We start from the raw sequence: 25,751 nt of genomic DNA, 5'->3' as shown, positions 1-25,751 counted from the left end.
GTTGGTTGCGCGGTCTTTTCAAGGGGCGCAAGCGGCCCAATGTCGCCAATCTCAGGGCTGGAACGCCCCGATGAAGATCGCCGGGTCCACCCGTGCATCGTTCAGGCTGATATTCCAGTGCATGTGCGGCCCGGTCGCCCGGCCGGTGGCGCCCACACGGCCGACCACTTCGCCGCGGCGCAGCACCTGGCCGGGTTTCACGTCGATCCTGGACATATGGCAGAACATGCTGATGAAGCCCTGGCCATGGTCGACGAACACCGTGCGGCCATTGAAGAAATAGTCGCCCACCAGGATCACCTTGCCGTTGGCCGGGGTCTTGATCGGCGTGCCGGCGGGCACGGCGAAGTCCAGCCCGGCGTGCGGGTTGCGTTCCTCGCCATTGAAGAAACGGCGTACGCCGAAGCGGCTCGACAGCGGGCCGTTGACCGGCTTGTCGAGGATCAGGTTGCTCGGCAGGTTGGGGCTGAAGCTGCGGTAGGCCTTGAGCTGTTCGGCCAGTTCGCGGTCGATGCGCTTGAGGTCCTCGGGGTTGGGGTTGACCTGGCGCTTGTTCTTCAAGGTGATGCGCTGCTCGGGGTACTTCTTGCCGACGACGGTGAAGGGCAGGGTGCGACCGCCCTGGGTGAGCACGGCGGTGCCGGGCTGCTGGGTCAGGGGGATGCCGACGATGGCCAGCCAGGTGCCCTGCTCCTTGACCACCAGCACCGGCTTGCCGTCGAAGCGTGCGCTCGGGGCGCTGGCTGCCGGGCCAAGGTCGACCACCGCGACGCCGCCAGGTACCGGCTTGTTCAACTGGCGGGTGATGTAGCTGGCCTGGGCACTGGTGCCGAGCAGCAGGAGGGTCAGGGCGAGCAGGGGCGCGAGCAGGCGGGGCATGTGTCAGTCCAGTAGCGAAAGGGTGACCGGGGTCTGGTGATTGTCCTCGACCCGCACCTTGAGTTCGCCTTCGTTCAGGCGTGCGGTCAGGCGTTGGCCGTTGTGAGTCTGGGCGGCGCTGCGAATGGCCTGGCCGCGCTCGTCGAGCAGGATGCTGTAGCCGCGCGCCAGGGTCGCCAGTGGGCTGACCACCTGCAGGGTCTGCAACTGGGCCTGGAAGCGCTGGCGACGGTCCTTGAGCACTTCGCGCATGGCTCGCGGCAAGCGCTCGGCAAGGCTGTCCAGGCGCTGGCCGAGCAGCTTCAGCGTGCGCCCCGGGTGCTGGGCGGACAGGCGTGTGTCGAGCCGTGCCAGGCGTTCGTGGCGCTGGTTCATGCCGAGCATGAAGGCGCGGCGCAGGCGCATGTCCAAGTCGTCCAGGCGCTGGGCCTGCTGGCGCAGGCGTTCGCCCGGGTGACGCAGGCGCCGGGCCAGGCTTTCCAGGCGCAGGTGGTCGTGGGCCAGGCGGTTGCGCATGCGCAGCAGCAGGCGCCGTTGCAGGCTCTCGAGACGTTGCTGCAGGCCGCTGCTGTCGGGGGCGAGCAACTCGGCGGCGGCGGATGGGGTCGGGGCCCGGACGTCGGCGACGAAGTCGCTGATCGACACGTCGGTCTCATGCCCCACGGCGCTGACGATGGGCGTCACGCAGGCCGCCACGGCGCGGGCCACGGCTTCCTCGTTGAAGCACCAGAGGTCTTCCAGCGAGCCGCCGCCACGGGCCAGGATCAGTGCGTCGAAACCACGGCTGTCGGCGAGCTGCAAGGCACGGACGATCTGGCCGATGGCCTCGCGGCCCTGCACCGCGGTGGGGATCAGGTTCAATTCGACCTGGGGCGCGCGGCGGCGAAAGACGCTGATGATGTCGCGTATCACTGCGCCAGTAGGCGAGGTGACGATGCCGATGCGCTGCGGGTGGGCCGGCAAGGGGCGCTTGCGTTCGGCGCTGAACAGGCCTTCGGCGCCGAGCTTCTCCTTCAGTGCCTCGAAGGCCAGGCGCAAGGCGCCATCGCCGGCCGGCTCCACGCTGTCGAGGATCAACTGGTAGTCGCCACGCCCCTCGAACAGCGAGACCTTGCCGCGCACCCGCACCGCCAGGCCGTCGCGCAGGGCCTGGCGCACGCGGGCGGCATTCTGCCGGAACAGCGCGCAGCGCACCTGGGCGCCGCTGTCCTTGAGGGTGAAGTAGACATGGCCGGAGGCCGGGCGGGCGAGGTTGGAAATCTCGCCTTCCACCCAGACGCTGCGGAACACGTCCTCGAGCAGCACGCGGGCGCGGCCGTTGAGCTGGCTGACGGTGAGGACCTCGCGGTCCAGGCCGAGTCGTTCGAAAGGGTCTCTGATCATGGCGGGCATCATAAAGGACGCGGCGGGGTTGTGCATCGGTTGCCGGCAGGTCCCCGTGCCGGTCATTTGGGGCCGCTTCGCGCCCTATCGCCGGCAAGCCCACAGTGTCTTGGGCTGTCGCTGTTCCAGATCGCCGGGCTGTGGGTTGGACGGCGGCTGAGCATGAGGCTGTCGCGCGAGGCCTTCGTCCGATTGTCACCTGGCTGGTGCTGGCCAGCGGCGTGGCGTTGATCGGTCGCTATCTGGGCAGGTGAGCAGGCGGTAGAATTGCGCCATTACCGCAGTCCGCAGGCCCGTTTCGTTCATGAACACCCAGAGCATCATCGTCCCCAAACTGTCCACCGTGCCGGTGCATGAAGCCCGCGCCCGGGCGATCCTGCGCTGGCTGGTGCGCGAGAAGATCGTCGAGGAACACCTGAGCACCTGCGGGCGTACCGGCAACCGCATGGGCCATGCCCTGGCCGAGGGCGCGCGCAAGGTGGCGCTGCACCCGCAGAAGCTGCCCTTCGGCGAGCCGATCAACGGCCTGGAGGTGGTGCTCAAGCGCTGCATCTATACCCCTACCGAGGGTTTTCTCGAGGAGGCCGGCTGCCCCGAATGTCGGCGTGAGGTGGGCGAACCGCTGTTCGAGAGCCTGGAGGAGTGGATGCCCGGGGTGAGCGACAACTTCACTTGCCCGCTATGCGGCTTCGAGGACGACATCAACGGCTTCCTCTACCTGCAGCCGTGCGCCTTCTCCAACCTGGGGTTCATCTTCAACAACTGGGGCGAGGCCGGCTTCACCCAGGCCTTCCTCGATACCTTCGCCGACTGGCTGGACCAGCCGGTGGCGGTGGTGCAGGTGAAGCTGGGCGACAAGCGCTGAGCCATGCGCGGCGAGCGGCTTGGTCCCGACGCTCGCAGCTGACAAGAGGCCCTTATTTTGCATTGAGCGCGGCAGCGTGGATGAGTATAATGGCGCGCTTCCATTTTTCCCGCCCGGGAGCCCCCGCGATGCTGCGTATCAGCCAAGAAGCCCTGACCTTCGACGATATCCTCCTTGTACCTGGCTATTCCGAGGTACTGCCCAATGAAGTCAGTCTCAAGACCCGTTTGACCCGTGGCATCGAGCTGAACATTCCCCTGGTCTCCGCCGCCATGGATACCGTGACCGAAGCGCGCCTGGCCATCGCCATGGCCCAGGAAGGCGGCATCGGCATCATCCACAAGAACATGACCATCGAGCAGCAGGCCGCCGAGGTCCGCAAGGTCAAGAAGTTCGAGGCCGGCGTGGTCAAGGACCCGATCACCATCGACGCCGACGCCACCGTGCGCGACCTGTTCGAGCTGACCCGCCTGAACAACATCTCCGGCGTGCCGGTGCTGGAGAACGGCGACCTGGTCGGTATCGTCACCTCCCGTGACGTGCGCTTCGAAAGCCGTCTGGAAGCCAAGGTGCGCGAGGTGATGACCCCGAAAGAGCGCCTGGTCACCGTGCGCGAGGGCGCCGACAAGAACGAAGTCCGCGAGCTGCTGCACAAGCACCGCCTGGAAAAAGTCCTGATCGTCGACGACAAGTTCAACCTCAAGGGCATGATGACCGTCAAGGACATCGAGAAGGCCAAGGCCTATCCGCTGGCCAGCAAGGACGACCAGGGCCGCCTGCGCGTCGGCGCAGCCGTCGGTACCGGCAAGGACACCGGCGAGCGCGTTGCCGCCCTGGTCGCCGCGGGCGTCGACGTGGTGGTGGTCGACACCGCCCACGGTCACTCCAAGGGCGTGATCGACCGCGTGCGCTGGGTCAAGGAAACCTACCCGCAGGTGCAGGTGATCGGCGGCAACATCGCCACCGGCGCCGCTGCCAAGGCCCTGGCCGAAGCCGGTGCCGACGCGGTCAAGGTCGGTATCGGCCCGGGCTCGATCTGCACCACCCGTATCGTCGCCGGTGTCGGCGTGCCGCAGATCAGCGCCATCGCCAACGTCGCCGCCGCCCTGGAAGGGACTGGCGTCCCGCTGATCGCCGATGGCGGCATCCGCTTCTCCGGCGACCTGTCCAAGGCCATCGTCGCCGGCGCCTCCTGCGTCATGATGGGTTCGATGTTCGCCGGTACCGAAGAGGCCCCGGGTGAGGTCGAGCTGTTCCAGGGCCGTTCCTACAAGGCCTACCGCGGCATGGGCTCGCTGGGCGCCATGGCGCAGGCCCAGGGCTCCTCGGACCGCTACTTCCAGGACTCCTCGGCCGGTGCCGAGAAGCTGGTGCCGGAAGGTATCGAAGGCCGTGTGCCCTACAAAGGCGCCCTGGCGGCGATCATCCACCAGCTGATGGGCGGCCTGCGTTCCTCCATGGGCTACACCGGCAGCGCGACCATCGACGAGATGCGCACCAAGCCGGAATTCGTGCGCATCACCGGTGCCGGCATGGCCGAGTCCCACGTGCATGACGTGCAGATCACCAAGGAAGCGCCGAACTACCGCGTCGGCTGACAGCCCAGTCGCCGTTACGCGCTCCAAGCTACAAGCGGTAGTTGCGCTGCAGCCGCTACCGCGTTTTCCCCCGATCAACTTGCAGCTTGCGGCTAGACGCTCGCAGCTGTATCAGAGATTGAGTCATGGCCCTCGACATTCACGCTCACCGTATCCTGATCCTCGATTTCGGTTCCCAGTACACCCAGCTGATCGCCCGCCGCGTGCGCGAGATCGGGGTCTACTGCGAACTGCATCCGTTCGACATGGACGATGAAGCGATCCGCGCATTCAACCCACGCGGCATCATCCTCGCCGGCGGCCCCGAGTCGGTCCACGAAGCCGACAGCCCACGCGCACCGCAGGCGGTGTTCGACCTGGGCGTCCCGCTGTTGGGCATCTGCTACGGCATGCAGACCATGGCCGAACAGATGGGTGGCAAGGTCGAAGGTTCCGACCTGCGCGAGTTCGGTTATGCCCGCGTCGACGTGGTCGGCAAGAGCCGCCTGCTCGATGGCATCGAAGACCATGTTGACGATGACGGCGTGTTCGGCCTGGACGTGTGGATGAGCCACGGTGACAAGGTCACCCAGATGCCGGAAGACTTCCACATCCTGGCCAGCACCCCGAGCTGCCCGATCGCCGGCATGTTCGACGATGCCCGTGGCTACTACGGCGTGCAGTTCCACCCGGAAGTGACCCACACCAAGCAAGGCGGGCGCATCCTGTCGCGTTTCGTCCAGGACATCTGCGGCTGCGAAGCCCTGTGGACCCCGTCGAACATCGTCGAGGACGCCATCGCCCAGGTCCGCGAGCAGGTCGGTTCGGCCAACGTGCTGCTGGGCCTGTCCGGCGGCGTCGACTCCTCCGTGGTCGCCGCGCTGCTGCACCGCGCCATCGGTGACCAGCTGACCTGCGTGTTCGTCGACAACGGCCTGCTGCGCCTGCACGAAGGTGACCAGGTGATGGCCATGTTCAAGGAGAACATGGGCGTCAAGGTGATCCGTGCCGACGCCGAGGCCCAGTTCCTGGCCAACCTGGCGGGCGAGAGCGACCCGGAGAAGAAGCGCAAGATCATCGGCCGCACCTTCATCGACGTGTTCGATGCCGAGGCCAGCAAGCTGGAGAACATCCAGTTCCTCGCCCAGGGCACCATCTACCCCGACGTGATCGAGTCGGCCGGCGCCAAGAGCGGCAAGGCCCACGTGATCAAGTCGCACCACAACGTCGGTGGCCTGCCGGAGGAGATGAACCTCAAGCTGGTCGAGCCGCTGCGCGAGCTGTTCAAGGACGAAGTGCGCAAGATCGGCCTGGAGCTGGGCCTGCCGTACGACATGGTCTACCGCCACCCGTTCCCGGGCCCGGGCCTGGGCGTGCGCATCCTCGGTGAAGTGAAGAAGGAATACGCCGACCTGCTGCGTCGCGCCGACCACATCTTCATCGAAGAACTGCGCAAGGCTGACTGGTACCACAAGACCAGTCAGGCGTTCGTGGTGTTCCAGCCGGTGAAGTCGGTCGGTGTGGTCGGTGATGGCCGCCGCTACGCCTGGGTTGTCGCCCTGCGCGCCGTCGAGACCGTGGACTTCATGACCGCTCGCTGGGCGCACCTGCCCTATGAGCTGCTGGAGACCGTCAGCGGCCGTATCATCAACGAAATCGAAGGTATTTCCCGCGTCACCTACGATGTGTCGAGCAAGCCGCCTGCCACGATCGAGTGGGAGTGATCCCGCGTCCGGCATAGACCGGATCAAACGGTAAAAAAACACCCCGGAAGCCCGCGTAACTGCGGGCTTTCGGCGTTTTTGAGGTGGGGTATCACACCCGTGGCTTCAACTCCGCACCCGCTCCGCCGCGCCACCAAGCAGACCCTCAACCCCGACACCCCAGTGCCCACCAACATCCATCACGACAGCGGCTCATCAAACATGGCCCAAGCCCATAGAGCCGCCAAGGATGGACAGCGCAGCCGTCCACAGCACGCTCAGCGTGAATCCGGTGCTTGCCACTGCATCAAGCTGCCCTCCAAGCTCGCCAGTCAGGCGAATGCACCTGTCGCTACCACGCACTGCAACCACAGGGTGGGCAGCATCCTTAGCGCTGCCTCGGAATGCACATGCTTCTGCCACAGCGTCGCCACCGCCGGCATGCCCGGCAGCGGCAGGCCATAGGCCCATGGCGGCGCGTTCCTCACGCCAACGCGTCGTGTGCACCAGCACGACGCCCAGCAGGCTGATGAACAAGTGGAAAATAAATCAGTCCCCTTTTTGCCTCGATCGGTCAGGAGCGGTCGCCGACAGGCCAAAAAAATGCCGGACAACCTCCTCTGTACCTTAAGTCGACGGCTCGGTGCGTCTTGCCTCCTCGTGTGCTACCTTGCGAGTAGAAATTGATCAAGCCGTTTGGGGTACCCAAGCCATGAACCACAAGCTGAACACCTATGGCGTATCCATAGTAGAAAGGCCTAAAATTAAAGCCACCAAGAAGCTGGATTTGGGCGGCGACTTGGGGAAGCAGATCGTTTATTCAGAAACCAAGCTCGCTCTCAGAACTCACAGGAAAACCTTTCAGAAGCTGGCTGACATGTAATGGAATTGATCTTCTTTCCATTTGAACGTGTCATTGAGATAAATACTCAAATCTTGACTACCGAGCCCGGCATGAAGGGGGCGGTGAGCATTCCGATCTTGCAGGGCGCGCTGGCCCGAATCGACAATGCGGTCGCCTATGATGGCCTCGACGATGTGTTTGAAATTGCCGCTAAATACACAGCCAGTATCGCGCGAGGCCACGCACTCCCTGATGCTAACAAGCGCACCGGGCTTGCAGTCGGCTTGGAGTACCTTTCGCTCAATGATTATGAAATAACCTTAGACAATGATCTGCTAGCGGATGCCGTTAGGGATTTGGTTACTGGCGATATCAACGGGCATGATTTCGCCGATATTCTCTACTCCTCTTTCATAGCTTCTCAAAATCAGGCGTAGTGCTAGGAAGTCCTTTCAGATTCACTGTCTTGATTCGTTGTAGTCACGATGGGCAATAGCCGCTTATATGGTTTTTTTATTCTATTGATAATGAAGTGGAATCGGCGTTGACCGGTCCCCACTGGTGAGAAACATCCAAGAAGCCCGCATGATTGCGGGCTTTTGGGTTTCAGGGCGTACGATTCGCTGGAGTGCCATGGCGGCACTCTGACGCGAGTTGTCGCCATGGCGCTCAGGGGCAGGGCCGTCGTACCTACATCCAGGGGCGAAGGAGAGGAACTTGCAGGAGCAGGTCGTTCTTGACGAATAACGGCTCCCCCTCCACCTCCTCCCAGAAGCCGGGATCGTTGCCAATGCCGCCTGCCTGGTCGATCTCGACGTCTTCGACCCGCAAGCCGATAACCCCCTCCAGCTCGCTCAGGCCGGGAGTGCCCATGAAGGTATTGGCATGGGAGTTGCCCGCGAGGGCGATCCATTTTCCGGCCCCGCGTCGCGTCTGGTCGGCCTCGATGACCACATGGCCGAAGTAGTTCATCATTTCCTGGCGAATGGTCGAAGAGGGCTGCACGTCCCAGGCTTGGACGTACGAGGCAAGGCAGTCGATGGCTTGTACGCGTACGTTCTGCCGGTGGGCCTCGTACAGCACGTTCTTCATGGTGTGGGGCGTCGATTCGGCGAGGGTGGCTTGGGCGTCGAAATCCTCCACATAGGCCTTGAGTTCGGCCGACAACATCCCGGTTCGGTTGAACAGGTCGAGATCGACCTGGTGGAAATCGGTCGTGAAGTGCTCCATGTAGAGTACATCCACCCCCTGTTTCTTGAGTTGCCGCATGTTCTTGATCAAGAGCTGCTTGGCGCCGCGTTGGGTATGTGACTCGCCGATCACCAGACCGTCGCTTTCCTGGTAAAGCGTGCGGATGATCTCCTTGTTTGTGGCTGTACTGGGTAGCTCGGGAATCGTTGGGCGGGCAGGGGCGTGAAACGAAGAAAAGAAGCCCTGTGCGTCAGCGGCCAAGCGGTCGCGCAGTTGCCTATAGACCGAATAGGGATGGCCGCTGTCGGGGTCTTCCAGGGCGAGCCTCAGGCCGCCTCTGGTCGCAGGCGCCAAGGCCGGACGCTCGATTTCCGCTACGTCGTAGGGGGTGGGGGCCAGGGGTGGCAGGGCAGGCCTTGGCCGTAACCGGCCCCATGCCTTGAGCAGGAACCTCGGTATTCCGCCGCCCTTGAGCCCTATGCTGTCGATAGGTTGCCAGCGGCCTTCGGTATCCGGGGCAATGGGGATGCTGCCTGAGAACGCGTAGGGGTTTTCTGGATCGATGATGACCCAGGTATCCAGTTCTCCGACGAAACGTACCTGGTAGACGAGGTCGCCAACCATCGCGTACTGCTTGCCGTCCTGTACCAGGATGCCCTTGAACGGTGCGTTTGCCGGGGCATTGCGCAGGATATCGTTGCTTTCTAGCGTCTGCATCCGCCGTGCGAGATCGCTCGGCCTGAAATCTTCCGGAACCCAGGCCTGGATCTCGTCCGGGGTGGCGGGATCGAGTTCTTCGCCCGGGGGCTGGTTTTCCTCGGGGAGCGTGACCTGTTCGCCGGCTTCCTCGATGGGGGCCAGCTCGCCCGTGACGTTCACACCGGCGGCAACCAGGAAAGTGGCGTTGAACAAGGTATTGATGCCGGCGAGTATGGCCCCCGTGACGCCCGCCTGACGCTCGGCGGTGGTGTGGCCGTTGATCGCCTGGTCGATATCCAGGCCTGTCTCGGCCAGGCCTGCGCCGACGGCGGCCAGCGCCACTGGCCAGTCCAGGGCGGCCATGGGGCCGAAGACCTTGGAGAAGGCCCCTAGGTAACCGATCCACAGCTGTTTGCGCAGGTCTGCGTTGGAGCGCAAGGCGAAGTGAGCATCTTCGAGCATGCGCTGGCGAGCGGCATCGCGCAGGTGGCTGAAAGCATCCACGTGCAGCGTCGTGTCCCGCGTGTTCAGGCCATCGGGATGTGCGGCGTCCCACTGGCACCTCATGACATCCAGCAGGTGACCGAGCCCCACGTTGGGGGCATTCTCCTTTTGGCTCGCCAGCGGGAAGTGGCCCATGAAGCGGACCTTGCCTTGCGTTTCCCGGGTATTGGCCAGGACCCACGCATGAAGCTCCCGGTCACTGGCGAACAGTTGCAGCGCCTCGTCTTCACCTGGCAGGTAGAGCAACTGGCAGCCATCACTCATCACCACCCTGAGGATATCGCTGGCGACGTGTCCGCCTATGTCGAAGGTGCACAGGCGTACCTCTGTCGAGGGCACGACCTGCTGGCGCAACTCCTGTAGGGAGGCAGGCCAGGTCCGCACGCCCGTCAAGGCCTCGGCGATCTGGCGTGCTCTCTTGGCCAGGCTACTGTGGGCGTCATGTGCGCAGGCTTCCAGGACCTTGCCCAGGAACATGGATTTGGCCAGGGTTCGGTAGTCATCGGCATGCTGTGCCCAGAAGGCATCGAGGCGTTGATGGAAGGCACTGCTGAAATCGATCTTCCAGAACGCCTCGAGTACGGCCTTGGGGGCCAGGGGGACTTCGTTGCGTTCATCGTAGGCTTGGGCCCCTGGGCCTGAGGTGTAGAAACCTGTGTAGTTGCCGAGCAGGTCGGCATTGTCCTGCTCGGCCGCGTCGAAGCGATGCATCACCAGCTGTGGCAGGGTCAGCGATTGGTAGGGCTTTTCATGATGCTGCCAGCCATTGAATGTGCGGGGGCTGCTGGAGGCGGTATGGAAGCGATGGAAGTACACCCGGTCGGGATCCAGTGCCGTGAAACCATGTTGGGTCAGGAGCGCTTTGGCGATATCCCGGGCCATCTGGCGCAGGTCGGGGCAAGAGGTGCTTACCTGGGTCGCCATCAGGTTCAGGGTTTGGTGATCCTGCTTCTGCCGTTCGGTAAAGATCATGAGCGTACTCGCGGTGGTTCAAGGGGCGCACAAGATGGTTGGAACGGTCGTGGTGGGGGTGGTACTTAATGCTGGATGCGACATCGCGTCCGGCCCGAGGTACAAGTCTTCACTTAATCTTTCTCAACTGCAGGTGTATCGTATTCGCCCTTCCTTGCCAGCTCTGCTGGCAGATTGATCGCGAAAAACGAGGTACCTGCACCGATGTCCTTCACCCGTCGACAAATGCTCAAGGGCCTGACCGGCCTGGTGGTGGTTGGCCTGGGCGCCGGGGGCGCCGCCCGCTACTGGCTGGGCAAGGTGGAGGACGAGAACGCCGGGCACGACTACGAATTGATCGCCGCACCCCTGGACGTCGAGTTGGTGCCCGGCTTCAAGACCGAGGCCTGGGCCTTCGGCCCATCGGCCCCGGGCACCGAGCTGCGGGTACGCCAGGGCACTTGGCTGCGGGTACGCTTCATCAATCACCTGCCGGTCGAGACGACCATTCACTGGCATGGCATCCGCCTGCCGCTGGAAATGGACGGCGTGCCCTACGTGTCGCAATTGCCGGTCAAGCCGGGCGAGTTCTTCGACTACAAGTTCCGCGTCCCGGACGCTGGCAGCTATTGGTACCACCCCCACGTCAGCAGCTCCGAGGAACTGGGCCGCGGCCTGGTCGGCCCGCTGATCGTCGAGGAGCGCGAGCCCACGGGGTTTCGTCATGAACGCACCCTGAGCCTGAAGACCTGGCACGTGGACGAGCAGGGCGCCTGGATGCCGTTCAGCGTTGCCCGCGAGGCGGCGCGCAACGGCACCGCCGGGCGCCTGATCACCATCAACGGCCAGGCCGGGGCGGTCACCGAGCTGCCGGCCGGCCAGGTGGTGCGGGTGCGCCTGCTCAACCTGGACAACACCTGGACCTACCGCATCAACCTCAAGGGCAACTGCGAGGCGATGATCTATGCCCTGGATGGCAACCCCGTCACGCCACGGCCCCTGGGCAAGGACTACTGGCTCGGCCCGGGCATGCGCATCTGCCTGGCCATCCGCATTCCCCAGGCCGGCGAGGAGATCTCCCTGCGCGATGGTTTCGTGCGCCTGGGCACCCTGCGCTCGGTGGTCAGCGACGAAGCTCCCGGCGACTGGCCCAAGCCCCTGCCGCCCAATCCGGTCGCTGAGCCGGACCTGGCGAACGCCGAGAAGCTCAACTTCAACTTCGAGTGGGCCGGCAAGGTGTCGGTCGGCACCGAGGACGGCAAGCCTCCAAGCTTGTGGCAGATCAACGGCCAGGCTTGGGACATCACCGACAAGACCTGTGCCGATCGACCGATCGCTACCCTGCAGAAGGGCAAGAGCTATATCTTCGAACTGAAGAACATGACCCAGTACCAGCACCCTATCCATCTGCACGGCATGAGTTTCAAGGTGATCGCCTCCAATCGCCACAAGATCGTCGAGCCCTGGTTCACCGACACCTACCTGCTGGGCAAGAACGAGCGTGCCCAGGTGGCACTGGTGGCGGATAACCCAGGGACCTGGATGTTCCACTGCCACGTCATCGACCACATGGAAACCGGCCTGATGGCCGCGATCGCGGTGGTCTGATGCGCCCGCAGATCATCGATCGCAGCCGCGACCAGGAATTCATGCGTCTGGCCCTGGCCTTGGCCGCCGAAGGGGCGGCCATGGGCGAAGTGCCGGTGGGCGCGGTGCTGGTGCAGCACGGGCAAGTCATCGGGCAGGGCTTCAATCGGCCGATCGCCGACAGCGACCCCAGCGCCCATGCCGAGATGGTCGCCATTCGCGCGGCGGCCAGGGCGGCGAGCAACTACCGCCTGCCCGGCAGCACCCTGTACGTGACCCTGGAGCCGTGTAGCATGTGCGCCGGCCTGATCGTGCACTCACGGGTGGCGCGGGTGGTGTATGGGGCACTGGAGCCGAAGGCGGGGGTCGTGCAGAGCCAGGGGCAGTTCTTCACCCAGGGGTTTCTCAACCATCGGGTGATCTATGAAGGCGGGGTGCTGGCCGAGGAGTGCGGGCAGATACTGAGCGAGTTCTTCAAGGCACGCAGGACGAAGGCCTGAGCCGGTCTGGGCCTCCACCACCGGTCGCCCGGCACTACATCGGCGGCGACTGTTCCGCCGGCTTGTCCTTGTTGACCCCCGGCACATGCAGGCTGCCCTCGGCCACCTGGCCTTCGAGCTGCGGCTGGGTCACCCAGGTGAGGATGTCGTAGTAACGGCGGATGTTGGCCACGAAGTGCACCGGCTCCCCACCGCGGGCATAGCCGTAGCGGGTCTTGCTGTACCACTGCTTCTGCGACAGGCGTGGCAGCATCTTCTTCACGTCCAGCCACTTGTTCGGGTTCAGCCCCTCGCGCCTAGCCAGCGTGCGCGCGTCTTCCAGGTGGCCGCTGCCGACGTTGTAGGCGGCCAGGGCGAACCAGGTGCGGTCCGGCTCCTTGATGCTGTCGTCGAGCTGGGCCTTGACGACCATGAAGTACTTGGCGCCGCCCTGGATGCTCTGCTTCGGGTCCAGGCGGTTGGACACGCCCATGGCCTGGGCGGTGCGCTGGGTGAGCATCATCAGGCCGCGCACACCGGTCTTGGAGGTGACCTCCGGCTGCCACAGGGACTCCTGGTAGCCGATCGCCGCCAGCAGGCGCCAGTCGACCTGCTCGACCTTGGCACTGGCCTTGAAGTACTTCTCGTACTTGGGCAGGCGCTGCTGCAGGTGCTGGGCGAACGTGTAGGCGCCGACGTAGCCGAGTACATCGACATGACCGTAGTAGCGCTCCTTCAGGCGTTGCAGCGTGCCGTTCTTCTTGGCCTTGTCGAGAAAGGCGTTGATCTCGTTGAGCAGGCTGTTGTCTTCGCCGGCGGCCACTGCCCAGCGCTGATCGCGGGTGTCGCCCAGGTCGAAGGCCACGCGCACGTTGGGAAAGTACACCTGGTTCATGGCCAGTTCGTTGGAGTCCACCAGGGTCAGGTCGATCTGGCCCTCGTCGACCATGCGCAGCAGGTCGACCACTTCCACTGCGTCGGACTCTTCGTATTCCAACGTGGGATTCTGCTTTTTCAGTTCGGCCAGTTGCTCGGCATGGCTGCTGCCCTTGAGCACCAGGATCTTCTTGCCGATCAGGCCTTTCACGCTGGTGGGCCGGGAGCGGCCGTTGCGGTAGATGACCTGTGGGGTCACCTCGAGGTAAGGGTGGGAGAATTTCGCCTGGGCGCTGCGCCGCTCGCTGCTGACCAAGCCGGCGGCGGCCAGCACCGGACCGGAGGGCTTGCCCAGTTGGTCGAACAGCTCGTCGAGGTTGTCGGCGGTCTCGATCTCCAGTTCCACGCCGAGATCGTCGGCGAACCGCTTGACCAGCTCGTACTCGAAGCCGGTCTCGCCATTGCGGTCCTGGAAGTAGGTAGCCGGGCTGTTGCGGGTGATCACGCGCAGCACACCGTCCTCCTTGACGCGCTCGAGGGTGCTGGGTTTTTCAACACAGGCACCGAGCATCAGGAAGAGTCCGGTTGCGAAGAGCCATCTGGCGCAGCGCTGGCGCAAAGCAGTGTGGGCGAACATAGCTTGCAGTATACGCAAAGGACCGGTCGCGCCATATCTCGACAACGGGCCATAGGTTTGCTAGCGGCAAGCTTCAAGCTACTTATCTCCCAGCGGCGAGCTGTAGGGGAAAGCAGGCCGTGCACTGCCTAATGCTGTTCACTTTAATCAATTGGGGCCGCCTTGCGGCCCTTCGCGGGCAAGCCCGCTCCCACAAGTACGCTGCAAATGCACGATCCTGTGGGAGCGGGCTTGCCCGCGAAGGGCTGCAAGGCAGCCCCAATCGATGTCACATCAGGCTTAAGTGAACAGCATTAGCCGTGCACTGCCCCGCTTTTTCTTGCGGCTTGTAGCTTGCCGTTTGAAGCTGCTTTTCGTGCCGCTTTCCTGACCCCGAAGTCCGGTTCCGCCGCCCGGCAGCATTGCCCTCTGGCGGGTGCCGAAAGCCGCGGATTTAGGCTAGAATGCACGGCCTCTAAGCACACCCCTTCCTGAGGCTGTCCCGACGATGTTGATCCTGCGCGGCGCTCCTGCCCTTTCTGCCTTTCGCCACGGTAAGCTACTCGAGCAACTGAGCCAGAAAGTCCCCGCTGTTACCGGCCTGTATGCCGAATTCGCCCACTTCGCCGACGTCAGCGGCGAGCTGACCGCCGACCAGCAGCAGGTGCTGGGCCGTCTGCTCAAGTACGGTCCGAGCGTACCGGTGCAGGAGCCCAGTGGCCGCCTGTTCCTGGTGGTGCCGCGCCTGGGCACCATCTCGCCCTGGGCCAGCAAGGCCAGCGACATCGCCCACAACTGCGGCCTGCAGGCCATCCAGCGCCTGGAGCGCGGCATCGCCTACTATGTCGCCGGCGAGCTGTCCGAGGCCGATGCCGGGCTCATCGCCGCCGAGCTGCACGACCGCATGACCCAGCGCGTGCTGGGCAAGCTCGAAGAAGCCGCCGACCTGTTCAGCCACGCCCAGCCTCGGCCGATGACCTCCGTGGACATCCTCGGTGGCGGCCGTGCCGCGCTGGCCCAGGCCAACATCGACCTGGGCCTGGCCCTGGCCGAAGACGAGATCGACTACCTGGTCAACGCCTTCCAGGGCCTGGCACGCAACCCGAACGACATCGAGCTGATGATGTTCGCCCAGGCCAACTCCGAACACTGCCGCCACAAGATCTTCAACGCCAGTTGGGACATCGACGGCGAGGCTCAGGAAAAGAGCCTGTTCGGCATGATCAAGAACACCTACCAGATGCACAGCGAAGGCGTGCTGTCGGCGTACAAGGACAACGCCTCGGTGATCGTCGGCCACGTCGCCGGGCGCTTCTTTCCGAACCCTGAGACCCGCCAGTACGGCGCGGTGCAGGAGCCGGTGCACATCCTGATGAAGGTCGAGACCCACAACCACCCGACCGCCATCGCCCCGTTCTCCGGCGCCTCCACCGGCTCCGGCGGCGAGATCCGCGACGAAGGCGCCACCGGCCGTGGCGCCAAGCCCAAGGCCGGGCTGACCGGCTTCACCGTGTCCAACCTGCGCATCCCCGGCTTCGAGCAGCCCTGGGAGCAGGATTACGGCAAGCCGGGCCGCATCGTCGACGCCCTCGACATCATGGTCGAAGGCCCCCTGGGCGGTGCCGCGTTCAACAACGAATTCGGCCGTCCGGCACTGACCGGCTACTTCCGTACCTTCGAGCAGGCCATCGACACCCCGCGTGGTGAAGAGGTCCGTGGCTACCACAAGCCGATCATGCTCGCCGGTGGCATGGGCAACATCCGCGAGGAGCACGTGCAGAAGGGCGAGATCACCGTCGGTGCCAAGCTGATCGTGCTCGGCGGCCCGGCCATGCTGATCGGCCTGGGCGGCGGCGCGGCGTCCTCGGTCGATACCGGTGCCAGCTCCGCCGACCTGGACTTCGCCTCGGTGCAGCGCGAGAACCCGGAAATGGAACGCCGCTGCCAGGAGGTCATCGACCGTTGCTGGCAACTGGGCGAGCAGAACCCGATCGCCTTCATCCATGACGTCGGCGCGGGCGGTATTTCCAACGCCTTCCCCGAGCTGGTCAACGACGGTGGCCGCGGTGGCCGCTTCGAGCTGCGTAACGTGCCCAACGACGAGCCGGGCATGGCGCCGCACGAGATCTGGAGCAACGAGTCCCAGGAGCGCTACGTGCTGGCGGTCAGCGCCGCTGACTTCGAGCGCTTCAAGGCCATCTGCGAGCGCGAGCGCTGCCCGTTCGCCGTGGTCGGCGAGGCCACCGAGGAGTTGCACCTGACCGTCACCGACAGCCACTTCGGCAACACCCCGGTGGACATGCCGCTGGACGTGCTGCTGGGCAAGCCGCCGCGCATGCACCGTTCGGTCACCCGCGAGGCGGAGCTGGGCGATGACTTCGACCCGAGCGCGCTGGACCTGGACAACGCCGTCGAGCGCGTCCTGCATCATCCGGCGGTGGCCAGCAAGAGCTTCCTGATCACCATCGGCGACCGTACCATCACCGGCCTGGTGGCCCGCGACCAGATGGTCGGCCCCTGGCAGGTACCGGTGGCCGACTGCGCCGTCACCGCCACCAGCTTCGACGTCTATACCGGCGAAGCCATGGCCATGGGCGAGCGCACCCCGCTGGCCCTGCTCGATGCCCCGGCGTCGGGTCGCATGGCCATCGGCGAGGTGCTGACCAACCTGGCCGGTGCCCGCATCGAACAACTCTCCGACATCAAGCTGTCGGCCAACTGGATGTCCGCCGCCGGCCACCCCGGCGAGGATGCCCGCCTGTACGACACCGTCAAGGCCGTGGGCATGGAGCTGTGCCCGGCCCTGGGCCTGACCATCCCGGTCGGCAAGGACTCCATGTCGATGAAGACCCGCTGGAGCGAGGACGGTGTCGAGAAGAGCGTCACCGCGCCGATGTCGCTGATCGTCAGCGGCTTCGCCCCGGTGGTCGACATCCGCGACACCCTGACCCCGCAACTGCGCATGGACAAGGGCGAGACCGACCTGATCCTGATCGACCTGGGCCGTGGCAAGAACCGCATGGGCGGCTCGATCCTCGCCCAGGTGCACGGCAAGCTCGGCCAGCAGGCCCCGGACGTCGACGACGCCGAAGACCTCAAGGCCTTCTTCGCGGTGATCCAGGGCCTGAATGCCGACGGCCACCTGCTGGCCTACCACGACCGCTCCGACGGCGGCCTGCTGGTCAGCGTGCTGGAAATGGCCTTCGCCGGCCACTGCGGCCTCGACCTGCACCTGGACCCGCTGACCGACGAGCGTGGCGAAGTCCCGGCGATCCTCTTCAACGAGGAACTCGGGGCGGTCATCCAGGTGCGCCAGGATGCCACCCCCGAGGTGCTGGCCCAGTTCAGCGCCGCCGGCCTGGAAGACTGCGTCGCGGTCATCGGCAAGCCGGTCAACAACGGCGAGGTGTCCATCAGCCTGGGCGGCGAGGTGCTGTTCGACGACCAGCGCCGTCTGCTGCAGCGCCAGTGGGCCGAGACCAGTTACCAGATCCAGCGCCTGCGCGACAACGCCGAGTGCGCCGACCAGGAATTCGACGTGCTGCTGGAAGAAGAGAATCCCGGCCTGTCGGTCAAGCTGGGCTTCGACGTCAACGACGATATCGCCGCGCCGTACATCAAGAAGGGCGTGCGCCCGCAAGTGGCGATCCTGCGCGAGCAGGGCGTCAACGGCCAGGTCGAGATGGCCGCAGCCTTCGACCGTGCCGGCTTCGCCGCCATCGACGTGCACATGAGCGACATCCTCGCCGGCCGGGTCGACTTCGCCGACTTCAAGGGCCTGGTGGCCTGCGGTGGTTTCTCCTACGGCGACGTGCTGGGGGCCGGCGAAGGCTGGGCCAAGTCGGCACTGTTCAACCGCCGCGCCCGCGATGCCTTCCAGGCGTTCTTCGAGCGCAACGACAGCTTCGCCCTGGGCGTGTGCAACGGTTGCCAGATGATGTCCAACTTGCACGAGCTGATCCCGGGCACCGAGTACTGGCCGCACTTCGTGCGCAACCGCTCGGAGCAGTTCGAGGCGCGCGTGGCCATGGTCGAGGTGCAGAAGTCCAATTCGATCTTCCTGCAGGGCATGGCCGGTTCGCGCATGCCGATCGCCATCGCCCACGGCGAGGGCCATGCCGAGTTCGCCAGCGAGGAAGCGCTGCTGGAAGCCGACCTGTCCGGTTGCGTGGCCCTGCGCTACGTCGACAACCACGGCAAGGTCACCGAAGCCTACCCGGCCAACCCCAACGGCTCGCCGCGTGGTATCACCGGCCTTACCAGCCGTGACGGTCGCGTGACCATCATGATGCCGCACCCTGAGCGGGTGTTCCGCGCCGTGCAGAACTCCTGGCGTCCGGACGAGTGGCAGGAAGATGGCGCCTGGATGCGCATGTTCCGCAATGCGCGGGTCTGGGTGAACTGACGGTGTACAAGCTCGCCTTCTTCGTGCCACCGAGCCATGTGGACGTGGTCAAGGCCGCTGTGTTCGCAGCCGGTGGCGGGCGCATCGGCGACTACGACCACTGTGCCTGGCAGACCCTGGGCCAGGGCCAGTTCCGGCCTCTGGACGGCAGCCAGCCGTACCTGGGGCGGGCAGGGCAGGTCGAGCAGGTGGACGAGTGGAAGGTGGAGCTGGTGGTGGCTGACGACCTGGTTGTCCAGGTCGTCGCTGCGCTCAAGGCGAGCCACCCGTACGAGACGCCGGCCTATGAGGTCTGGCGGCTCGCCGAGTTCTAGACCGCGCTGGAGCCATTCGCGGGGCAAGCCCGCGAATGTTTGTTAGCTAGGTGGCATGGGGCGCGAAGCGGCCCCAGAAACCTGAAAGGACAGCCCATCAGGCCGTCCCGATCTCCCCTCCATCGTTACGCTGGATCACCACGGTCGAAGCCCGTGGGCGCACTGTCGTGCCCGCCGGGGTGGCATCGGTGGCAATGTCGCTGTACGGCCAGTTGCCCGGGTGCTGGATGTTGATGAACAACGTCTTGTTGTCCGGTGTGAAGGCGATGCCGGTCACCTCGCAGCCGTTCGGGCCGACGAAGAAGCGGCGCAGGTCCACCTGGTTGCGGGCGTTGACCGGGATCTGCCTGCCATCGGCATCCATCAGGTCGGACGGAATCACTGCCAGCAACTGGTCGTTGGTGTAGTCGGCCACGCTCGGCTCGCTGTTGTCGGTCTCGAACCACAACACGCCGCGGCTATCGAAACACATGCCGTCGGGGCTGGCGAACTGGTTCAGTTCGGTCAGGCCCGAGCGGTTGATCTCGGCGGCACCGGAGGCGTTGGCGCCGAACACGAAGATATCCCAGGTGAAACCCCGCTGATCGTCGCTGTCGCGCCAGCGGATGATATGGCCGTGACGGCTCGGGCCGCGTGGGTTGGCGGCGTTTACCGTTGCCGGGGTGCGCGCACTGTTGTTGGTCAGGGTCAGGTAGACGTCACCGTTGAGCGGGTTGACCGCCGTCCATTCCGGCCGGTCCATGGGCGTTGCGCCCACGGCATCGGCCGCACCCCGGGTGTTGAGGAGGATACCCGGCAGGTCGCCGAACCGGGCGCCAAGGGTGCTGCCGTCGGTGGTGGCGGTCTCGACGTCGAGGGGCAGCCAACTGCCACGGCCGTCGGCATCGAAGCGGGCCACGTAGAGCGTGCCTTGGTCCAGGTACTTGTCGCCGGTGGCCAGGCGGTCGGCCGGGTTGGCGTCGGCCGGGTCCCACAGGGCGTCGGAGACGAACTTGTACAGGTACTCGTTGTTGGAGTCGTCGCCGCTGTACCAGACCAGCGGCTTGCCGGCCACCGCCAGGCCCGGGCAGCAGCCCTCGTGGCGAAAGCGCCCCAGGGCGGTACGTTTCACCGCCAGGGTGCTGCTGTCGTACGGGTCGATCTCGACGATGTAGCCGTAGGTGCTGGCTTCGTTGCGATAGTCGTCGGTGGCGCTGGCGCCGGTCGGGGTGACGTCGAAGCGGGCGAATTCGCCGTCGACCTCGCTGCTGTCGCCAGCAGCGCTTTCCCATTGGTACAGGCCGCTGGAGGTCACCACGCCGATCCGCGACTGGTCGGCGGGGAGGGCGCCCTTGTTGACGAAGATGCCCGGCCAGTTCTCTTCGCAGGTCAGGTAGGTACCCCACGGGGTATGGCCGTTGCCGCAATTGTTGTTGGTCCCGCGGCATTGGCTGCCGTCGGGCGAGAAGCGGGTCTTGACGTGGTCGGTGCCGCGCAGTGGGCCTGAGATGTTCATCCGCGAGGCGGTGGTGAAGCGGCGGTTGAGCGGGTCGTTCTCGACCACCTGCCAGCGGCCGTCGACCTTGCTCAGGCGCACCACGCCGACGCCGTGGGCATTGATTTCCTTGCGCACTTCTTCGGCTGGGCGCTTGCCGTTGGCGTCGGTGGTCGGGCCGTTCGGGTGCAGGGCCGCGGGATCGATGTACTCGAAGTTGATCGCCAGCAGGCCGTCGTCGGTGCTGCCAGCGATGGGGAAGAAGTGCATGCCGTCGTGGTGCATGCCCGTGGCGTTGGCCTGGTCGAGGGCGGTGTTGCTGCCGTCGGCCTTCCATGGGCTGGCTTTGCTGTTCAGCGGCGTGCCCCAGGGGGCCAGCACATAGGCGCTGTAGCCGGCAGCGACGACGCAGGCATCGGTGCGCGAGCCTGCGATGGATTCGAAGCCCAGTTTCAATTTCGAGGGCTGCGCACTGGCCGGGCGCGGCGCATCTTGGCGGGCGGCGGCAATGCCGTCGAGGCAGCCGGCCAGGCCGGTTCCCGCGATCATGGCGATCGCCGCGCCAAGGCTGCCGCGCATCACGCTGCGACGGCTCAGGTAGGCGTCCATGACGCTGGCCATCGGTGGGTTGTCGCTCAGGTTCCGGTCAAGGTTGTCGCCGGTTTCTCGACTCATCGGGTGTCCTTTTGTTGTGAGTAAGAAAGACGCGACTTTAGTGCGTCAATATGATGATTTTTTGGCAGAAATGTTAACGGAGGCTTCGGCGCGGGACGGTCCTCGATGTCGGTCCATCGAGTGGCGTGGGGCTGCCTTGCAGCCCCACGCCCCCAAATCATGGAGATCGACTCAACGCTCGACCTTGCCCTGAACGCTTGAGGACCACTGCTCACGGCGGTCATGCCCGCTGGTACGCAACAGCCCCAGGTCCAGGGCATTCTCGCCGTCGGCCGCCCCCTTGTCCTTGACCACTTCGGCCACGCCGGTGCCCAGGTCGACCGGTGAGTTGGACGCATCGACCGACACATCCCGTCGATAATCGCGACCGGTCAGGGTCTCTCGGCTGACGGAGGCCGCTGCCAGGTCGACAGTGCCACCGGCCGATTGCAACCGGGCGCCGACCAGGTGTGCGTCGCCGCCCACCTTGAGGTCGATGCCCTCGCTGCCCCTGAGGGACGCCTGGTGGGCCACGGTGTCACGCTGCTCATGCGACAGGTCGAGCTTGAAGGTCGGCGACAGGCCAGGCTCGGCCTTGCTCAGCGTCGGGCCGACTTTCTCGCTGACCTTGCCCCCCGCCGGCCCTGCCACGGCGCTGGCCGCATTGACGTAGCCCTGGGGGTTTTTCTCCTTGCTCAGGCGCGCATCGACCTTGAGGCTCAGGTTATCGACGCGGTCCTTGCGGCTGGCCACCCGCAAATCGCCGCCGATATTGCCCTGGATCTGCCCGGCCTCCAGGCTGGCGCCTTCGATGCGCGTGTCGCCCCGGCTGTGCAGGCTGATCCGCTCTGCCCGCCACGTGTTGCCGTTCCAGGTCTGGTTGTCGCGTTTGTCCAGGTCAACCTGTACGCGGCCATGCAGCCCGCGCACGTCCTTGTCCGGCGTCTCGCCCTTGGAGGTGTTGAACCCGGCCCCGGCGGTGATCGCCAGGTTGTTGCGGTACTCCTGGTTGCCGGAGGCCTCGATCCGTATGCCGCCGTTGGCCGCATTCAGGGCGATCTGCGCGGCGGAGGCCTGCAGGCCTTGCAGGTGCAGGGCAATGTCCTCCCGCGCGCGGCTGTTCATTTGCAGGGCGCCTGCGCTATTGAAATGGGCATCGACGGCCTGGCGGCCACGTTCGTCCAGCTTGCCATGCTCGAAGTGGCCGCCAATACCGCCACCCTTGCTGCTGCCGGTCTTGGCGGACAGTTCCAGGCCGCCGCCCAGCTTGCTGCCACTGGCCTGGTGGGCGTCGCTGGCGGCCTTGACCTGCAGCACGCCCCCACTGTCGAGACGGATGTCGTCGACCTTGCGTTCGCGGCTGCCGATGCGCGTGCCTTCGAGCAGCATGTCGCCGCCACTGCTCAGGACGACATCGCCCTTGGCGTCGATCTGCGCGACCCTGGTCTTGCTGTCCTGGCTCTGGCGCTGCGCGTGGTCGAGGTAGCCACGGGCGTCCAGGCCGGTGCTGGTGGGCCGGTTGCCGCCCTTGGCCCAGGCATTGCCATCGAGTTGCCGCGATTGTTCGCTGCTGCGATCGTTGGCCTGGGTCAGGCTCAGCCGTCCGGCGCTATTGATCGATACATCGCCGTTGCCGCCATCGATGGTGGTGCCTTCGTAGCGGCCATCGCTGCCGAGCTGTATCTGGACGCCGGTATGCCCCTGGAGGCTGACGGGACGCGCGGTGCTGGCGCTGGCCTGCTTGTCCAGCGAGCCGCCCTTGCCGGCTGCGCGCACGTTGATGTCCTGGCCGGTGCTGGTGTCGACGCGCAGTTCGCCACCGTAGGCCAGGCGCTGCACGCTGCTTTGCTCGACATTCTCGGCCGCCCTGGCGTGATGGCGGTCGGCGTCGATCTTGAGCTGGCCGCCCTTGGCGCGCCAGGCCGTGCCCTGGTCATCGAGGGTGTTGGCCTTGACGGCGACCGTGGCGCCCGACAGTTCGCTGACCTGGGCGTGCCCCCGGCGCTGGTTCTCCAGGCGCTTGAGGTGGTCGACGGTCATCTGCGCGCCCACGCTGGGCGGTGCCATGGCGTCTTCGGGGGACGCCTGCTGGAAGCGGGCGGCTTCCTGGCCTTGTACCAGGCGTTCGATCGGGCGGGTCAGGTCGCGGTATTCCACGTCGGCGCCGAGGCTGCCACGCCATTGCTCGGTATTGTGTTCGCGCTCCTGGATGTCCTGCACGGCGCGGTTGTCGATGTGCTCGGCTTCCACCAGCAGTTGCTTGCCTGCATCGACTTTCGCGGCTTCGGTGACAAGGTTCGTGGCGTTGATCTTCACATCGCCGCTGGCCTGCAGCTCGCTGCGTTGCACCTGGCTGTCACGTTCTCGCTGGGTGTCTTGCACATGCTCGCCGGTGAAGGCGCTACCGAGCCTGTCGATGCCACCGGTGACAGTCAGGCCTGCGCCGCTGGTGCGGGTGTCGGTCTGGGTGTTGCGCTCGTTGCGAGTGGCCCCGAGGGTGACCTGCTTGCCCTGCAGGCTCAGGTCGCCTGCGCTGGCCGTGACCTTGGAGCCGTTGACCTGCAGGTGCTCGCCGCTGTTCAACGCCACGCTGGCGCCCTTGAGTTCACTGGCGACCTGGGTGGTTTCGCTTTCGCGGGTGGTGGTCGTGGCGACCTGGTAGCCGGCAGTGGCTTCGAACTGCCGCGAATCGGGCTTGCCGTCCTGGGCTTCCTGGGTCTGCCGGGCGTTGGCGGTGAAGCCTCGTTGCTGGCTGACGGTGTCGGCATCCAGGCGCGATTGTGCGCTGTCGATCGACAGGTCGCCCTTGGCCTCGAGCTGCAGATGCCCGCCAGCTTCGAGCTTGGCGCCGCGAAGCTTCATTTGCGCGGCGCTGGCCAGGCGCAGGTTGCTCTTGGCGGTCACGTCGCTGACCAGCACCTGTTCCTCGCGCACGCTGCGATCGCGCTTGCTGCCGATCAGCCCGAACAGCTTGCTGTCGCTCTGCTGCTCCTTGGAGGTGGAACTGCCCTGGTCGGCCTCGATCGCCAGCAGGCCCTTCTCGCTGTAGAGCACGGCATCGCCCTCGCTGGTCACGCTGCTGCCCTTGATGACGACCTGCTCGGCGCTGACATGCAGGTCGCCCACCGCTGCAACGACGCTGCCGGCGACGGCCTGGCCCTGGCGGTCGTTGCCGTTGCGGTCGCCGAAGAAGGTGCCGGACACCAGGTCGCCACGGTAATCGCGTTGCTTGCCGTTTTCCTGCAGGGCGGCAGTCGTCACCTCCACCTGCCGCGCCGAGAGTTCCATCTCGCCCCGGCTTTCCAGGCGGCTGCCCCGTACCCTGAGCGTATCGCCGGCCTTCACCGTCACGCGCTCGCCACCCAGGGCGCTGGCCTTGGCGGTCTCCTTGTAGTCGTCGGTATCGCGGTCGCCGCGCCACAGGTGCTTGCGATGGCGTACCTGTTCCTGCTCCCGCCGGCTGTCGATACCGGCCTCGATGTCGAGCTTGCCGCCACTGGCCACGTCAAGGTCGCCACCGGCTTGCACGGTGGCCGCCACCAGGCGCATGTCGCTGCCGGATTGCAGTGTGAGGTCGTCGCCGGCCTGCAGGTGTGTGCCGTGCCGCGTGCGTGTGGTGACGGTGCGTTCGCGGTCGTAGGTCTCGGTGGTGATGAACCAGGCTTTCTTGTTCCATTTTTCATTGTCGCGTTCGATGTTCTCCCGGGTACTGGCATCGAGCGTCAGCTTCTTGCCGGCCTTCACCTCGATCCGTTGCGCCTTGCCGTCGACGGCCAGCAGGCGCAGGTCATCCGCTGCGCTGAGGGACAATGCGCCGTGCTCGCTGTGCAAGCGTGCGCCCTGGGTGGCGCTGGCGTCGATCTGCAGATCACCGGCCGAACGGATGCTGATACCGTCGCGTGCCGCCACCTCTATCGGCCCCATGCGCACGCCGGCGCCTTCGGCGGTGCTCAGCACCCGGATACGCCCGGCACGCATCGCGCCGAACAGCTTGGCATCGATGCTCGACGGGGTGCCGGGCAGGTGCCGCAAAACGTGCCCGCTGGCGGCGTCGATGCGGTTGCGGCCAACGGTCAGGTCGAGGTCCGTCTTGGCGCTGAGCAGGCCCTGGCTGTCGATGCGCGGCGCGATCAGCCCCAGGGCGCCTTCGGCGTTGCTCTGGCCGCCACCGAGCACCTGCAGCGAGCCGCTTGCCTGCAGGGTGTCGAGGTACTTGAGCTGCTGCTCCTGGACGACTGGCGTGCCGACCAGGAAGCCGGCGCGGGTGGTGTTGATGAAGCTACCGCCGTTGAGGGTGATGCCGTTGGGGTTGGCCAGGATGTAGTCGGCCGGGCGGCCGAAGATTTCCTGTGGGCCTTCGATCAGCGAGGCATTGCGGCTGATCACCTCGTTGAGGATGGTCGAGGCGGCCTGGCCCTGGAACTGCGGGTTGGCGGCCAGGGCCCCGGCCAGTTGCGACTGGCCCGCTTGCAGGGCGTTGTTCAAGACCACGCCGGGCTTGCCGACGTTGTAGTCGAGGAACTGGTTGTGCGACAGGCCGTGGGGGTTGGGGGCGACGATGTCGATCACCGGTACGCCGTGGCCATTGTTGATGATGGGCGTGCCGCCTGGGCCGGGGGCGGGTTGCAGGCCTCCCTGGGCCAGGGCCGTGGAGGAGGTGAGCAGCGCAAGGGAGATGGCCCAGCGCAAGGTATTGGGCCGTGGTGCCGGTTGCTTGGGATCTTTCTTCACGTCTTCGTTCTCTTTGTTG

General features: G+C 65.4%; 15 protein-coding genes and 1 pseudogene. 10 read left to right on the top strand and 6 right to left on the bottom strand.

Annotation, left to right across the window (positions count from 1 at the left end; translation table 11 throughout):
- Positions 1–51: 51 nt before the first annotated feature.
- Together ABFA30_RS18360 and xseA are read right to left on the bottom strand one after the other, a co-directional pair.
- Positions 52–879, bottom strand: a complete 828-nt coding sequence (locus ABFA30_RS18360) for a M23 family metallopeptidase (protein ID WP_253081236.1) — start codon at positions 877–879, stop codon at positions 52–54.
- Between the two features lie 3 nt (positions 880–882).
- A complete protein-coding gene (xseA, locus tag ABFA30_RS18355) occupies positions 883–2,262 on the bottom strand; it encodes an exodeoxyribonuclease VII large subunit (protein ID WP_368816058.1) in 1,380 nt (459 codons plus the stop codon).
- Between the two features lie 135 nt (positions 2,263–2,397).
- Here xseA and ABFA30_RS18350 point away from each other — a divergent pair.
- From ABFA30_RS18350 to ABFA30_RS18325, 6 genes and pseudogenes are all read left to right on the top strand, one after another.
- Positions 2,398–2,516 (top strand): annotated as a pseudogene (locus ABFA30_RS18350) (sulfite exporter TauE/SafE family protein); the annotation flags it as partial.
- A 50-nt stretch (positions 2,517–2,566) separates the two neighbouring features.
- Entirely contained in the window at positions 2,567–3,127 is a 561-nt protein-coding gene (locus tag ABFA30_RS18345) for a sugar ABC transporter ATPase (RefSeq protein ID WP_368816057.1), read from the top strand.
- Positions 3,128–3,255: 128 nt separating this feature from the next.
- Positions 3,256–4,725, top strand: a complete 1,470-nt coding sequence (gene guaB / locus ABFA30_RS18340; RefSeq protein ID WP_225787250.1) for an IMP dehydrogenase — start codon at positions 3,256–3,258, stop codon at positions 4,723–4,725.
- Between the two features lie 125 nt (positions 4,726–4,850).
- The gene (gene guaA, locus ABFA30_RS18335) at positions 4,851–6,428 is read left to right on the top strand and encodes a glutamine-hydrolyzing GMP synthase (RefSeq protein ID WP_225787251.1); all 1,578 of its coding nucleotides are present in this window, start codon (positions 4,851–4,853) and stop codon (positions 6,426–6,428) included.
- A gap of 691 nt (positions 6,429–7,119) precedes the next feature.
- Positions 7,120–7,290, top strand: a complete 171-nt coding sequence (locus tag ABFA30_RS18330; RefSeq protein ID WP_225787252.1) for an acetyltransferase — start codon at positions 7,120–7,122, stop codon at positions 7,288–7,290.
- Positions 7,290–7,688, top strand: a complete 399-nt coding sequence (locus ABFA30_RS18325) for a type II toxin-antitoxin system death-on-curing family toxin (protein ID WP_410045776.1) — start codon at positions 7,290–7,292, stop codon at positions 7,686–7,688. Before ABFA30_RS18330 ends, ABFA30_RS18325 begins: the two co-directional genes overlap by 1 nt.
- A 253-nt stretch (positions 7,689–7,941) precedes the next feature.
- On the opposite strand, the gene ABFA30_RS18320 is transcribed toward ABFA30_RS18325, so the two are convergent.
- A complete protein-coding gene (locus ABFA30_RS18320) occupies positions 7,942–10,617 on the bottom strand; it encodes a dermonecrotic toxin domain-containing protein (RefSeq protein WP_410045775.1) in 2,676 nt (891 codons plus the stop codon).
- A 204-nt stretch (positions 10,618–10,821) separates the two neighbouring features.
- Here ABFA30_RS18320 and ABFA30_RS18315 point away from each other — a divergent pair, with 204 nt between their 5' ends.
- Both ABFA30_RS18315 and tadA read left to right on the top strand, forming a co-directional pair.
- On the top strand, positions 10,822–12,204 hold the full coding sequence (locus ABFA30_RS18315; RefSeq protein ID WP_410045774.1) for a multicopper oxidase family protein: 1,383 nt from the start codon (positions 10,822–10,824) through the stop codon (positions 12,202–12,204).
- Positions 12,204–12,683 carry a tRNA adenosine(34) deaminase TadA gene (gene tadA, locus ABFA30_RS18310; RefSeq protein ID WP_368816054.1) on the top strand — a complete coding sequence of 160 codons (480 nt, stop codon included), beginning with the start codon at positions 12,204–12,206 and terminating at the stop codon, positions 12,681–12,683. Before ABFA30_RS18315 ends, tadA begins: the two co-directional genes overlap by 1 nt.
- 34 nt (positions 12,684–12,717) lie before the next feature.
- Here the strand turns inward: tadA and mltF are convergent, their stop codons facing one another.
- A complete protein-coding gene (gene mltF / locus ABFA30_RS18305) occupies positions 12,718–14,175 on the bottom strand; it encodes a membrane-bound lytic murein transglycosylase MltF (protein WP_225787257.1) in 1,458 nt (485 codons plus the stop codon).
- Between the two features lie 487 nt (positions 14,176–14,662).
- Between mltF and purL the strand changes: the two genes are divergently transcribed.
- Both purL and ABFA30_RS18295 read left to right on the top strand, forming a co-directional pair.
- Positions 14,663–18,559: a phosphoribosylformylglycinamidine synthase gene (purL, locus tag ABFA30_RS18300; protein ID WP_225787258.1), complete on the top strand. Its 3,897-nt coding sequence runs from the start codon at positions 14,663–14,665 to the stop codon at positions 18,557–18,559.
- A 2-nt stretch (positions 18,560–18,561) separates the two neighbouring features.
- A complete protein-coding gene (locus tag ABFA30_RS18295; RefSeq protein WP_225787259.1) occupies positions 18,562–18,873 on the top strand; it encodes a YqfO family protein in 312 nt (103 codons plus the stop codon).
- A 97-nt stretch (positions 18,874–18,970) separates the two neighbouring features.
- On the opposite strand, the gene ABFA30_RS18290 is transcribed toward ABFA30_RS18295, so the two are convergent.
- On the bottom strand, positions 18,971–21,022 hold the full coding sequence (locus ABFA30_RS18290) for a PhoX family protein (protein WP_410045773.1): 2,052 nt from the start codon (positions 21,020–21,022) through the stop codon (positions 18,971–18,973).
- A gap of 171 nt (positions 21,023–21,193) precedes the next feature.
- The gene (locus ABFA30_RS18285) at positions 21,194–25,732 is read right to left on the bottom strand and encodes a hemagglutinin repeat-containing protein (RefSeq protein ID WP_410045772.1); all 4,539 of its coding nucleotides are present in this window, start codon (positions 25,730–25,732) and stop codon (positions 21,194–21,196) included.
- Positions 25,733–25,751: the final 19 nt, after the last annotated feature.

The sequence above is a fragment of the Pseudomonas sp. HLMP genome, from assembly GCF_046365545.1.
In the GTDB taxonomy this organism is placed as follows: Bacteria; Pseudomonadota; Gammaproteobacteria; order Pseudomonadales; family Pseudomonadaceae; genus Aquipseudomonas; species Aquipseudomonas guariconensis_B.
Note: the sequence above shows the minus strand (reverse complement) of the source record. Positions and strands in the feature narration are given on the sequence as shown.